General features: G+C 61.4%; 13 protein-coding genes. 7 read left to right on the top strand and 6 right to left on the bottom strand.

The window, feature by feature from the left end:
• Positions 1-131 precede the first annotated feature (131 nt).
• Complete coding sequence (gene serB / locus V3W40_RS18325; RefSeq protein WP_065925636.1) at positions 132-1,346, top strand: phosphoserine phosphatase SerB; 1,215 nt, start codon at positions 132-134, stop codon at positions 1,344-1,346.
• A gap of 49 nt (positions 1,347-1,395) precedes the next feature.
• Here serB and asd read toward each other — a convergent pair whose 3' ends face one another.
• Genes asd through V3W40_RS18310 form a run of 3 tightly spaced genes read right to left on the bottom strand, consistent with a single transcriptional unit; the run spans position 1,396 to position 4,682 of the window.
• A complete protein-coding gene (gene asd / locus V3W40_RS18320; protein WP_003171334.1) occupies positions 1,396-2,256 on the bottom strand; it encodes an archaetidylserine decarboxylase in 861 nt (286 codons plus the stop codon).
• 16 nt (positions 2,257-2,272) lie between these two features.
• Positions 2,273-3,088 carry a rhodanese-like domain-containing protein gene (locus tag V3W40_RS18315; RefSeq protein WP_027604911.1) on the bottom strand — a complete coding sequence of 272 codons (816 nt, stop codon included), beginning with the start codon at positions 3,086-3,088 and terminating at the stop codon, positions 2,273-2,275.
• A gap of 58 nt (positions 3,089-3,146) precedes the next feature.
• Entirely contained in the window at positions 3,147-4,682 is a 1,536-nt protein-coding gene (locus V3W40_RS18310; protein ID WP_330215449.1) for an HDOD domain-containing protein, read from the bottom strand.
• 167 nt (positions 4,683-4,849) lie between these two features.
• On the opposite strand from V3W40_RS18310, the gene motA reads away from it, so the two are divergent.
• Together motA and motB are read left to right on the top strand one after the other, a co-directional pair.
• Positions 4,850-5,701: a flagellar motor stator protein MotA gene (gene motA, locus V3W40_RS18305; RefSeq protein WP_053139364.1), complete on the top strand. Its 852-nt coding sequence runs from the start codon at positions 4,850-4,852 to the stop codon at positions 5,699-5,701.
• Between the two features lie 3 nt (positions 5,702-5,704).
• A complete protein-coding gene (motB, locus tag V3W40_RS18300; protein ID WP_065925633.1) occupies positions 5,705-6,721 on the top strand; it encodes a flagellar motor protein MotB in 1,017 nt (338 codons plus the stop codon).
• Between the two features lie 62 nt (positions 6,722-6,783).
• Here the strand turns inward: motB and V3W40_RS18295 are convergent, their stop codons facing one another.
• Positions 6,784-7,179, bottom strand: a complete 396-nt coding sequence (locus V3W40_RS18295) for a type II toxin-antitoxin system PemK/MazF family toxin (RefSeq protein WP_065925632.1) — start codon at positions 7,177-7,179, stop codon at positions 6,784-6,786.
• Between the two features lie 286 nt (positions 7,180-7,465).
• The gene (gene rsgA, locus V3W40_RS18290; RefSeq protein WP_065925631.1) at positions 7,466-8,497 is read right to left on the bottom strand and encodes a small ribosomal subunit biogenesis GTPase RsgA; all 1,032 of its coding nucleotides are present in this window, start codon (positions 8,495-8,497) and stop codon (positions 7,466-7,468) included.
• 108 nt (positions 8,498-8,605) lie between these two features.
• Between rsgA and orn the strand changes: the two genes are divergently transcribed.
• Both orn and V3W40_RS18280 read left to right on the top strand, forming a co-directional pair.
• On the top strand, positions 8,606-9,148 hold the full coding sequence (gene orn, locus V3W40_RS18285; protein WP_010213620.1) for an oligoribonuclease: 543 nt from the start codon (positions 8,606-8,608) through the stop codon (positions 9,146-9,148).
• Between the two features lie 172 nt (positions 9,149-9,320).
• Complete coding sequence (locus tag V3W40_RS18280; RefSeq protein WP_330215501.1) at positions 9,321-9,938, top strand: trimeric intracellular cation channel family protein; 618 nt, start codon at positions 9,321-9,323, stop codon at positions 9,936-9,938.
• Here V3W40_RS18280 and queG read toward each other — a convergent pair.
• Entirely contained in the window at positions 9,935-10,999 is a 1,065-nt protein-coding gene (queG, locus tag V3W40_RS18275; protein WP_057010731.1) for a tRNA epoxyqueuosine(34) reductase QueG, read from the bottom strand. The genes V3W40_RS18280 and queG overlap by 4 nt on opposite strands.
• 63 nt (positions 11,000-11,062) lie before the next feature.
• On the opposite strand from queG, the gene V3W40_RS18270 reads away from it, so the two are divergent.
• Complete coding sequence (locus V3W40_RS18270; protein ID WP_065925629.1) at positions 11,063-11,923, top strand: NAD(P)H-hydrate dehydratase; 861 nt, start codon at positions 11,063-11,065, stop codon at positions 11,921-11,923.
• Positions 11,911-12,381 carry a tRNA (adenosine(37)-N6)-threonylcarbamoyltransferase complex ATPase subunit type 1 TsaE gene (gene tsaE, locus V3W40_RS18265; RefSeq protein WP_065925628.1) on the top strand — a complete coding sequence of 157 codons (471 nt, stop codon included), beginning with the start codon at positions 11,911-11,913 and terminating at the stop codon, positions 12,379-12,381. Before V3W40_RS18270 ends, tsaE begins: the two co-directional genes overlap by 13 nt.
• The last annotated feature ends 8 nt before the right edge of the window (positions 12,382-12,389 follow it).

Below are 12,389 nucleotides of genomic sequence, written 5' to 3'. Positions count from 1 at the left end.
GAGCTCGGCTCTTGGTCCGTGAAGTTGACGCGCAGTATAGCGACAGGCCCAAGACCGGCAAAGCGCTGGCTGTGCCCGATGGTCACTGAAAGTGGGTAGAATGCGGTTTTTTTCCAGCCTGGGGGTGCGCCTTGCGCGAAATTGTCCTGATTAACATCACTGGTGAAGACCGCCCAGGTCTTACCGCAGCCATTACCGGCGTTCTGGCCCAGGGTGGTGTGAACATTCTCGACATCGGCCAGGCGGTGATCCACGACACGCTGTCGTTCGGCATCCTGGTGGAAATCCCCAGCACCGAGCAGGCCTCATCGGTGCTCAAGGACATCCTGTTTACGGCGTATAAGCTCGATCAGCAGGTGCGTTTCACCCCGGTGTCCGAAGCGGATTACCAGCAGTGGGTGGCCGGCCAGGGCAAGAAGCGCCATATCGTGACGCTGCTGACCCGCAAGGTCACCGCCGAACAGCTGCAGCGCGTCAGCTCTATTACCGCGCAGTATGGTTTGAACATCGACCATATCGACCGTCTGTCGGGGCGCATGCCATTGGACACCCCGGCCGACAAGGGCAAGGGCTGCATCGAGTTCTCCGTGCGCGGTGAGCCTGCCGACCCGCAAGCCCTGCGCGCCGAATTCCTCAGCGTGGCCCAGGAGCTGAATGTCGATATCGCCTTCCAGGAAGACTCTCTCTTCCGTCGCAATCGCCGCCTGGCGGTGTTCGACATGGACTCCACGCTGATCGAAGCCGAAGTTATCGACGAGTTGGCCAAGGCGGCCGGCGTGGGTGAGCAGGTTTCCGAAATCACCGAGCGCGCCATGGCCGGGGAATTGGATTTCCGCGCCAGCTTCAAGGAGCGCCTGGCTTTGCTCAAGGGCCTGGACGTGAACGTGCTGGACTCCATCGGCGCGTCGCTGCGCCTGACCGAAGGCGCCGAAACCCTGTTTGCCGAACTCAAGCGCCTGGGCTACAAGACGGCAATCCTGTCGGGTGGCTTCACCTACTTCGCCAAGCAATTGCAGGCCAAGCTGGGCATCGACTATGTTTTCGCCAACGAATTGGAAGTGGTGGATGGCAAAGTGACCGGCGTCGCGGTCGAGCCGATTGTCGATGCGCAGCGCAAGGCGGACCTGCTGAAGGAATTGGCCCACAAGGAAGGTTTGCGTCTGGAGCAGACCATTGCGGTCGGTGACGGCGCCAACGACCTGCCGATGCTGGCAATTGCCGGTTTGGGTGTGGCATTCCGCGCCAAGCCATTGGTCAAGCAATCGGCCAAGCAGGCGATTTCTACCCTGGGGTTGGATGGCGTGCTGTATCTGCTGGGTTTTCGCGACCGCGACGGTCAGTTGTAAATGACTAAATGTGGGAGGGGGCAAACCCCCTCCCACATTGGGTTCGGCGTCAGGCTTTAGGTAAAGCGATGCCTTGGCCCATCTGCACCGGCGAACCCGCCACCAGTTCTTCGGCCCACTTCACCTGATCCGGCCCGAACAGCACGATCGCAGTGGAGCCCAACTTGAAGCGACCCAGTTCCGCACCCTTCTCCAGGTGAATCGGCGCGCGGGCAGCTTCGTCATAGCGGAAGGTTTTCAGCTCGCGCTTCGGCGGAGTCACCAGGCCGGCCCATACGGTTTCAATCGACGCCACAATCATCGCACCGACCAATACCACGGCCATCGGGCCGCGTTCGGTGTCGAACAGGCAGACAACACGCTCGTTACGCGCGAACAACTCCGGCACGTTTTCGGCGGTGGTCTGGTTCACCGAGAAAATCCGCCCAGGTACGTAGACCATTTCACGCAGGGTGCCGGCCAGTGGCATATGCACCCGGTGGTAGTCCTTCGGCGACAGGTAGATGGTGGCGAAATCGCCGCCCATGAACGGCGCAGCGACCGCTGCATCGCCGCCCAACAGTTCCAGCACGCTGAAGCTGTGGCCTTTGGCCTGGAACACACGACCGTGCTCGATGGGGCCAAGCTGGCTGACTGCGCCATCGGCTGGGCTCAATACTGCGCCAGGGGTCTGGTCCAGTGGGCGAGCACCGTCTTTCAGGGCGCGGGTGAAGAAGGCGTTGAAGTGCTCGTAAGCGGTCACGTCTTCTACCAGGGCTTGGGACATGTCCACTTGATAGCGCTTGGCGAACCACGTGGTGAAGGCATTCTTGAACCAGCGCACGCGGCACTCGGCGATGCAGCCGGCCAACCGCGACAGCAGGTGGTGCGGCAGCAGGTACTGGCTGAGGATAAACAACTGCTTTTTCATTAACTGTCCTTAAACCTTAAATCTCGACGGGGGTGTCGGGGTGGTTGCCCCATTCGCCCCAGGAACCGGCATAACCTTTGACTCGCGGATAACCGAGCGCCTTGGCCACCAGGTAGGTGAAGCCAGAGCGATGATGAGTCTGGCAGTGGGTGATGATTTCTTTGTCTTTGGTCAGCCCGAGGTCTTCGAGGATCTGCGGCATGTCGCGGCGAATGCGCAGGTTGCGCGCCTTGTCCATGCCGGCGGTCCACTCGAAATTCACCGCGCCGGGGATGTGGCCGCCTTTGGCCGCAAGGACTTTCTCGCCGGAGTATTCCAGCGGGCCACGGGCATCCCAGATGCCCAGGTCGGCAGCGCCGAGACGGCTTTGCAGGTATTCGCGGGTGGCGGTGGGGCCATCGTGCAGTGTAAGGCTGACCGGGCCGCCGGCCGGGGCGGGCACGTCGGTGGAGAGCGGGTGCTTGCCCTCCAGCCACGCCAGCAGGCCGCCATCCAGGTAGTGGTATTTCTGGTGGCCGATCACATCGAGCATCCAGATGAAACGCCCGGCCCAGCCACCGCCTTCGTCGTCATAGACCACGTAGGTGGCGTCGGGCGTGTGGCCCAGTTCGCCGAACAGTTTCTCAAGCTCGGCCTTGCCGGGCAGCAGGCCGGGTGCCGGCGCCTGGCCCAGCTGGGTGCGCTTGGGGTCAACGAAATGCGCGCCGGGGATGTGCCCTTCGGCGTAGCGGGCGGCACTGGTGAGGTCCACCAGAATCAGGTGTTCGGCATCCAGTTGAGCGAGCAGGTCACTGGATTCGATCACCAGCGGCAAGCCAGAGAAGTCAGGCATGTGAGGTCTCCTGGGCACGAATGTTGGCGATTAAAGGACGGCGATTGTAGCGCAAGCATCAAGCGCTGCGGTTGGTAAAGCTGTGCAGGGCTTTCTCGATGCATTGGGCGGTTTTACCGAAGGCCTGCACGGTGGTTTCCGAGAACGGCCCGCCGCCCTGGTCGGCGATCATCACCATCACCACGCGACCGTTGCAGCTCATGGACCGCAACAACAGGTGCTCGCCGGTGAACAGGCGGCGCAGGATCGGCGGCAGCAGTGCCGAGAACTGGGCGTGGTTTTCCGGTGTGAGGCGCACCTGGGCGGACTTTTCCAGCAGGCGCTGCAGCAGCGTGCTGTTGACCACGTCCAGGCTCAGGTTGGCGGCGTCCTTCGGCAGGCCGTCGGCCTGATGTACGCGCAAGGTGCTCAGGGCACGATCGGCCATGAACAGCATGACGCGCTGCATGCCGCTGGCCACCAGGGCTTCCTTGGCGCACGTGGTCAAATGCATGGCGTTGGCAAAGCGGCTCGGCTCTACCAGCAGTTCGGTACAACGCTTGCGCCAGACAGCCAGGGCTTCGGCGGTGGGCGGTGGTGCGGGCAGCAGGCCGCGATGAATCTTGTGCACATGCCACGGCCAGATCAGCGACAGCGCCGGGTGCCAGAGATCGGGCATCAAGGTGTCGCGGGCACTGGTGACGGCTTGCTGGTGCACCTGTTGCTGCACTTCGCTCAGGGGCTGTTGCAGGTACAGCGCGGTGAGGTATTGCCAGCGCTGGGTGTGCGGGCAGGTCCAGGATTCCTGGGCCGACATCGCCAGGCCGTTGGCCAGCAGCACCGTATTGGCCGGCTGATTCAACCAGCGGCGCAGGTTGGGATCGGCGTCGAGCAATTGCTGGTGACGAAGAGGGTCATCTTCTCGGGCGATGTGCAGGGCCTTGACCAGCAAGCGCTGCTCGGTCCGCAACAGGGTATAACCCTGGGACACCCAGATCGGCAGGTGCCAGGTTTCGGTCAGGCCGAGGCACAGGTCCAGCAGGCGCACACCGAACAACGCCTGTTCGACCTTGCTTGCCGACTCGCCCTTGTGGATGACCCGCAGTTCCCATTCTTCCAGGAGCTTGGGGTAGGCAACGGCCATCGGCCACAGCGGTGAAAGAAACAGCAGGCTGCCCCAGTGAATGTCCTGCCACAGCCGCGCCAGGCGGCTGCCGAACAATCCACTGGCTTGTTGCGAGGCGTGCTGGCTGACCAGCAGCAACTGGCGCAGCGCTACGGGAATTTCATGGGCCGGCACAGACGGCAGGCGTGCCAGCAGCTCCTCGGCGCGTTTGAGGCCCAGGCGGTTAAGCGCCACTTCGAGGTTTTCCGCCGGTGCCGCGAGGCTGCCATGGGTGTGGCTGTTGGCCTCGCGCATGACGCTGAGTACGAGGGCCGGGCTGTTTTGCATCAGCTCGGCAATATCTCGCAACGAACTGCGGCTATCGCGGATGGCTTTGCACACGCGGTCATGGCTGGCCTGTGGAACAGGCAGCAGCACTTCGTCCAGGCGCTTGATCCAAGCGGCTAGAGAAGCAGGTTTTGCAGTTGGGACTGTCGTTTCATTAGCCATGATTGGGGCGCGATCATCACTTGCGGTCAACACACCCGGAGCGGGCCGAACTGGCTTTTCGCCTTAACGGGCTATAGTCTGGCGCAGTTTTGCCGATAAGTAGAACAAGAGTTTTCCAGTTCCCCCAAATATGTCCATGAACCCGACGGCGCAAGTACTCATCTCCTATGGCTAAAATTATCGGCATTATCGTCGTCTTCGCGAGCGTGCTCGGCGGCTACGTCCTGTCCCACGGTAAAATTGCGGCACTGATCCAGCCTTTCGAGGTGATGATTATCGGTGGTGCGGCACTGGGTGCCTTCCTGCAGGCGAACCCCGGCTACATGACCATGCACGTGATCAAGAAGTCGCTGGGCATGTTCGGTTCGCGTTTCACCCACACGTTCTATCTGGAAGTGTTGGGCCTGGTTTACGAGATCCTCAACAAGAGCCGCCGCGAAGGCATGATGGCCATCGAGGCCGACATCGAGGACGCCGCGGCCAGCCCGATTTTCGCCAAGTACCCGGCCGTGCTCAAAGATGAGCGCATGACCGCCTACATCTGTGACTACCTGCGCATCATGTCCTCCGGCAACATGGCTCCCCATGAGCTTGAGGGCCTGTTCGACATGGAATTGTTCAGCCTCAAGGAAGAATTGGAGCATCCTTCCCATGCCGTAACCGGTGTGGCCGACGGCATGCCCGGCTTCGGTATCGTCGCGGCGGTACTGGGTATCGTGGTGACCATGGCCTCCCTGGGTGAAGGTGACCAGGCGGCTATCGGCATGCACGTAGGTGCGGCGCTGGTGGGTACCTTCTTCGGTATTCTCGCGGCCTACGGCTTCTTCGGCCCGCTGGCGACCTCCCTGGCCCACGATGCCAAGGAAGAAATCAACCTGTACGAATCGATCAAGGCCAGCCTGGTGGCGTCCGCTTCCGGCATGCCGCCTTCGTTGGCGGTGGAGTTCGGTCGCAAGGTGCTGTACCCGAAGCATCGCCCAAGCTTCGCCGAGCTGGAACAAGCGGTTCGCGGTCGCTAAGCCATGGAAAACAACCAGCCGATAATCATCAAGCGCGTCAAGCGCTTCGCTGCGGGGCACCATGGCGGCGCCTGGAAAATCGCTTTCGCCGACTTTGCCACGGCGATGATGGCGTTCTTCCTGGTGCTGTGGCTGATGTCCACCGCCACGCCCGAACAGAAGATCGCCATTGCCGGCTACTTCAAAGACCCGATTGGCTTCTCGGAAAGCGGCACGCCCTTTGTGATCGACCTGGGCGGTTCGCCGCAATTGGCGCCTGAGCGCACCATCAACCCGGAAGTCAAGACCGAAGCACCGCAGGAAAAAATCCCGATCGAGCGCGATACCGTCGAAGCCATGGCCGAGCAGGTCGAGCAGGAACGTCTTGAGCTGTTGCTGCAAGAGTTGCAGAACAAGGTGGAGGAAAACCCGCAACTGCTGAAGTTCAAGGATCAGATTTCGTTCGAGATCACCCCGGATGGCTTGCGTATCCAGATCACCGACGCCGCCAACCGGCCGATGTTCGACTCTGGCAGCGCACGCTTGAAACCGTACTTTGAAGACATCCTGCTGGCCATGGCCGACACTATCAAGGCGGTGCCGAACAAGATCAGCATCAGCGGCCACACCGACGCCAAGCCTTACGCGGGCCAGGGTGACTTCGGCAACTGGGAGCTTTCCGCCAACCGTGCCAACGCCGCGCGTCGTGCGCTGGTGGCCGGCAGCTATCCCGACCCGCAAGTGGCGCGGGTGGTGGGGTTTGCGTCCTCGCAACTGTTTGATGCGAAGGATCCGTTCAACCCGATCAACCGCCGCATCGATATCGTGGTGCTGACCAAAAAGGCCCAGCGTGCGATTGAAGGCGATCAGCCGCCACCACAACCGACCCCGGGAGCAGGTGCGCCGGGTGAAGTGCCGGCCGACCCACATGCCATCCCGCCCGGCCAGGAGCCATTGCCGGCCCATGAGCTGCGGCAGAAGCTGAACCTGTTTGATGATGGCGGCGTGAAAGACCCTACGGCGCCGGCGACGGGGTCCTAAGCCATATACAGCGTGTCTACCAATGAAAACGCCCCGACTGATCGGGGCGTTTTCATTTCTACTCAGAGTGGTAGATAGGCCTTGACCCCGCTGATCACGCCTTGCATGTCGTCGGTGCCCAAGCGTGGCACGAAGTATTCTCGTCCTTTGGATCGGGTCTTTCTATGCAGCTTGTCGAGGCGCTCGAAGCTGACGGTATAAATCATGTCGCACTTCACCCACAGCTCTTTGTAGCCATCGGATTGAAGTGGATTTGTACGAAGCAGGTGATGCCAGTCGTACTGGATCTCCGGCGCGGTAGAGGAGATCGGTACAACGGTACAGAGTTTGCGCTTGTGGGTGGCTGTAGGGGATATCACCACCACCTTGCGGATCTTGAGCATCTCCGGGGCCACAAAGCCGCGGGTGAAGTCACAAAGCAGCACATCGCCTTGTTTGGGATGATAGTAGAGAGTCAATCGTCAATTCCCCACAAAAAGCAAAGCCGCCCGAAGGCGGCTTCATTCGACACGCAGTGGAGCTTGCATCGCCCCTTCTGCGCCGCTGGATCAACCCCGAAAAGGATCCAGACTCCTGCCAGCCTGCGCTGGTGACGGAGCGATTATGGGCATCAGGAATGTCGAATTCAAGCTGGCTTGCGTCGGTGAGCCACCCAGTTGTGCCGAATTCTTGATGCCAGCTCCCGCTAAATCAATGGAGCAGGGTGCTTTACGTCTCCATTTATATGTATCAGGAAATGCCTGCTCAATAACTGCTTTCCGGCAAGCTCGCAATAATCGACCGATAGCTGTTCATCCGCTGCTGCTGCACGCGGCCGTCTTCCAGGGCCTTGAGCAGGGCGCAGCCCGGCTCGCGATCGTGTTTGCAATCGCGGAAGCGGCAGGTGCCGATCAGGTCGTTGAATTCGATAAAGCCAGCTTCCACGTCGCTGCGGCTGACGTGGCCGAGGCCGAATTCACGGATGCCCGGGGAGTCGATCAACTCACCGCCGCCCGGGAAGTGGAACAGCCGCGCCGTGGTAGTGGTGTGGGTGCCCTGGCCGGACAGCTCCGACAGCGGGCCCACGCGGGTATCGACTTCCGGCAGCAGGCTATTGACCAGCGAGGATTTGCCCACGCCCGACTGGCCGACAAAGACGCTGATACGTCCGTCCAACTGCTGTTGCAGCTGTTCCATGCCATTGCCGTGATGGGCCGAGACTTCCAGCACCGGGTAGCCCAGGGTGCGGTAGACCGCCAGCAGCGCGTTGAGTGCGGGGGCATTCTGCTCGTCGATCAGGTCGAATTTGTTCAGCAGCAACAACGGGCGAATGCCGGCATGCTCGGCTGCCACCAGGTAGCGGTCGATCAGGTTGGCATGGGGCTCGGGCAGTGGTGCAAACACGATCACGATCATGTCGACGTTGGCCGCTACCGGCTTGAGCTGGCCACGGCTGTCGGGGCGGCGCAGTTCGGTGCTGCGCGGCAGTTGGGCGACGATCACGCCGATGCCCTGGTTGCCGGCGCGCCAGACCACCTTGTCGCCGGTGACCAGCGCAGGCAGGTTGGCGCGCAAGTGGCAGCGGAACACCAGGCCCGCGAGTTCGCCTTCCAGCGCCTCGACTTCGACCTGCACACCGAAGTGCGCAATTACCAGGCCCGTCTGTTCGGGGCCCAGGTCGCCGCCCTCGAGCGCTTCCACGGCGGAGGATTCACGTTTGGCGGCGCGGGCGGCGCGTTCACCTTGAATCTTTTCGATGCGCCAGTTTTGGCGACGATTGAGCTGGCGTTTGGCCATTGGTGTTCCGTGTCGATAATGCAAAGGTTGGGTAAAACGGTCGCGAGTCTAGCACGGCCCCGCCTGCTAAACTGCGCAGCTACGCCAAGGTGCCAAGAGAATCAAGCCATGCAAAACCCACAGAACCTGATTTGGATCGATCTGGAAATGACCGGTCTGAACCCTGACACCGACGTCATCATCGAGATGGCGACCATTGTCACCGACAGCAACCTCAACACCTTGGCCGAAGGTCCGGTGATCGCCATCCACCACAGCGACGCCGTGCTCGCCACCATGGACGAGTGGAACACCCGCACCCACGGCAACTCGGGCCTGACCCAGCGTGTGCGTGACAGCCGCATCAGCATGGCCGAAGCCGAAGCCGAAACCATTGCCTTCCTGGAGAAGTGGGTGCCCAAGGGCAAGTCGCCGATCTGCGGCAACAGCATCTGCCAGGACCGTCGCTTCCTTTATACCCATATGAAAGCGCTGGAAAGCTACTTCCACTACCGCAACCTGGATGTGTCCACGCTCAAGGAACTGGCCGCGCGCTGGGCGCCGGAGGTCAAGGACAGCTTCCATAAAGGCAGCACCCACCTGGCGCTGGATGATATTCGCGAGTCGATCGCCGAGTTGCAGCACTACCGCAAGCATTTCATCAAGGCTTGAAACGGTTTCTTATCGTGTCCGGGCTTCCTGTGGTGAGCGGGCTTGCCCCGCGCTGGGCTGCGTAGCGGCCCCACTGCCGTTGCCGCATTTCTCCCTATAGATATCATCGCCAAGTATTTGGGGCTGCTGCGCAGCCCAGCGCGGGGCAAGCCCGCTCACTACAAGGATCGCCATCATGCTGCTGATGCTCTACCTCATCGCCATCACCGCCGAAGCCATGACCGGCGCCTTGTCCGCCGGCCGGCGCGGCATGGACTGGTTTGGTGTGGTGCTGATCGCCTGCGTGACGGCGTTGGGCGGCGGCTCGGTACGTGACGTATTGCTCGGCCACTACCCGCTGACGTGGGTCAAGCATCCGGAATACCTGGTGCTGACCTCCATCGCGGCGCTGGTGACGATCTTTATCGCACCCTTGATGCGTCGCCTGCGCTCGCTGTTCCTCGCGCTGGATGCCGTGGGCCTGGTTGCTTTCACCTTGATCGGCTGCATGACCGCCCTGGAAATGGGCCACGGCATGCTGGTGGCCTCGGTCAGCGGGGTGATCACCGGCGTCTTCGGCGGCATTTTGCGGGATATCTTCTGCAACGACATTCCTCTGATCTTCCGCCGTGAACTGTATGCCAGCGTGTCATTCCTCGCCGCCTGGTTCTACCTGCTGTGCCTCTATCTGGAACTGCCCAGCGAGCAATCGATCCTGCTGACGCTGTTCAGCGGCTTTCTATTGCGCCTGCTGGCGATCCGTTTTCACTGGGAAATGCCCAAATTCGTCTACAACGACGACGTGCACTAACGCGCCGCGTGCTGGTTCAGCGCCCATTCCACATGCTCGCGCACCAGCTCCGACGGGTAATCCCGGCGTGCCTTCAAGGCTTCCAGCACCGGAATGCTCGACGGCGCATTGCCCAGGCCCACCGCCAGGTTGCGCAGCCACCGCTCGTAACCGGCACGGCGCAACGGTGAGCCTTCGGTACTGCTGAGGAATTTATCCTCATCCCACATGAACAGCTCCGCCAGTTCTGCGTTATCCAGGTTGTGCCGTGGCTTGAAATCGCTTTCGGCAGTGGGGCGCGCGAAACGATTCCACGGACAAACGATCTGACAGTCATCGCAGCCGAATACCCGATTGCCGATCAGCGGGCGCAGGTCTTCAGGGATGGCGCTCTTGAGTTCGATGGTCAGGTAGGAAATGCAGCGCCGGGCGTCCAGCACATAGGGGCCGACAAACGCGTTGGTGGGGCAGATATCCAGGCAGGCGGTGCAGCGGCCGCAGTGCTCCGTGGCGTGGGGTGGATCCACGGGCAGCGGCAAATCGACAAACAGTTCGCTGAGGAAGAAATAACTGCCGGCCTTGCGATTGAGCACCAGGGTGTTTTTACCGATCCAGCCAAGGCCCGCTTGTTCGGCAATGGCCTTTTCCAGCACGGGCGCGCTGTCGACAAAGGCGCGAAAGCCGAAAGGGCCGATCTGCGCCTGGATGCGGTCGGCCAACTGCTGCACGCGCTTGCGGATCAGCTTGTGGTAGTCGCGGCCCAGGGCATAACGGGAGATGTAGGCTTTTTCCGGTTTTGCCAGCAGTTGCGCCATCTGCGTATCGCCGGGCAGGTAATCCATGCGCAGCGACACCACGCGCAGGGTACCCGGCACCAGTTCGTCCGGGTGCGAGCGTTTGCTGCCATGGGCGCCCATGTAGTCCATCTCGCCGTGGTAGCCCGCGTCGAGCCAGCGTTGCAGATGTTGTTCATGCTCGGCCAGGTCCAGGCCGCTGATGCCGACTTGTTGAAAGCCCAGCTCGCGGCCCCAGTCTTTGATCGATTGGGCGAGGGCGGGCAGATCGGAGGTAATAGCGGGCATGAGACACGGGAAACCACAGGTTAGATGCGTATAATTCTGCCAGACATCGGAGCTTGAAGACGCATGCCGCAGACAAAACACGAAATAACCGACGTTCAGCCTTTGTTGCACGGCCATTTGCCGCAACTGGCTGCGCGTTCCCCGGACGCCCATAAAGGCCAGTTCGGTCACCTGCTGATGATTGGCGGCGACCGGGGCTTTGGCGGTGCCGCGCTGTTGAGTGCCGAAAGCGCCCTGCGCAGTGGCGCGGGCATGGTGTCCCTGGCCACTCGCCTTGAGCATGTGCCGGCCGCGCTGGCCCGTTTGCCGGAAGTCATGAGCGTCGGTGTGAGCTCGGCCAACCAGTTGATGGGCTTGCTGGAAAAAATCTCGGTAATCGTCATTGGCCCCGGCCTGGGCGAAGCCGCCTGGGGTAAAAGCCTGTTGTCTGTCGCAGCCAATGCACGGCAGCCGCAGGTCTGGGATGCCGATGCGCTCAATCAACTGGCGACTGGCAGTGTGAGCCTGCCGGCCCATTGCGTGATCACTCCGCATCCTGGGGAGGCGGCGCGCTTGTTGGGTATTTCGACAGCCGAGGTTCAGGCCGACCGTCTTAAGGTGGCGCGCGCGTTGAGCCAGAAATTCAATGCAGTGGCTATCCTCAAGGGTGCTGGCAGTTTGATTGCCAGCCCGGACGGGCGCGTTTCACGCTGTGATCAAGGCCATCCGGCGATGGCGACGGCGGGCCTCGGTGACGTTTTGGCCGGCCTGGTAGGTGCGCTGCTGGCCCAAGGCATGCCGGCTTATGAAGCCAGCTGCCTGGCCGTCTGGTTGCACGCCACGGCAGGGGATCGCCAGGGCAGCTTTGGTCGCGGGCTGGCCGCCAGCGACCTGATACCCGCCATTCGTCAATTGCTGGAGGAACAGTCGCCGTGTCTGAAGTAATTCTTTTCCTGGCCGATGAAGAGGCCATGGTGGCGTTAGGTCAGCGTATTGCCCAGGTCACGGCCGGGTCAGGCCTGATCTTTCTTGAAGGCGACCTGGGGGCGGGCAAGACCACGCTGTCCCGGGGGATCATTCGCGGGTTGGGCCACACCGGGGCGGTCAAGAGTCCCACGTTCACCCTGGTTGAACCCTACGAGATCGGCGCAGTGCGGGCTTTCCATTTCGACCTCTACCGCCTGGTGGATCCCGAAGAACTCGAATTCATGGGCATCCGTGATTACTTCGATGAAGCCGCGCTGTGCCTGATTGAGTGGCCAGATAAAGGCACAGGCTTTTTGCCAAAGCCGGACCTGACCATTACCATTACGCCGCATGATCACGGACGTCAGCTGAAGTTGTTGCCCCAGGGCGCGCGCGGTGAGTCGTGGTGCGCCGCTCTGGCTTTGGAATTCAAATAATTGGTGGG

The sequence above is a fragment of the Pseudomonas sp. AM8 genome, from assembly GCF_036346475.1.
GTDB lineage: Bacteria > Pseudomonadota > Gammaproteobacteria > Pseudomonadales > Pseudomonadaceae > Aquipseudomonas > Aquipseudomonas marginalis.
Note: the sequence above shows the minus strand (reverse complement) of the source record. Positions and strands in the feature narration are given on the sequence as shown.

Excerpts from the sequence above, each read along its gene's own strand:
- V3W40_RS18315 (WP_027604911.1), bottom strand. The coding sequence starts at position 3,088 with ATGCCTGACTTCTCTGGCTTGCCGCTGGTGATCGAATCCAGTGACCTG.
- V3W40_RS18310 (WP_330215449.1), bottom strand. The coding sequence starts at position 4,682 with ATGGCTAATGAAACGACAGTCCCAACTGCAAAACCTGCTTCTCTAGCC.
- motA (WP_053139364.1), top strand. The coding sequence starts at position 4,850 with ATGGCTAAAATTATCGGCATTATCGTCGTCTTCGCGAGCGTGCTCGGC.
- orn (WP_010213620.1), top strand. The coding sequence starts at position 8,606 with ATGCAAAACCCACAGAACCTGATTTGGATCGATCTGGAAATGACCGGT.
- V3W40_RS18270 (WP_065925629.1), top strand. The coding sequence starts at position 11,063 with ATGCCGCAGACAAAACACGAAATAACCGACGTTCAGCCTTTGTTGCAC.
- asd (WP_003171334.1), bottom strand. The coding sequence starts at position 2,256 with ATGAAAAAGCAGTTGTTTATCCTCAGCCAGTACCTGCTGCCGCACCAC.
- rsgA (WP_065925631.1), bottom strand. The coding sequence starts at position 8,497 with ATGGCCAAACGCCAGCTCAATCGTCGCCAAAACTGGCGCATCGAAAAG.
- queG (WP_057010731.1), bottom strand. The coding sequence starts at position 10,999 with ATGCCCGCTATTACCTCCGATCTGCCCGCCCTCGCCCAATCGATCAAA.
- motB (WP_065925633.1), top strand. The coding sequence starts at position 5,705 with ATGGAAAACAACCAGCCGATAATCATCAAGCGCGTCAAGCGCTTCGCT.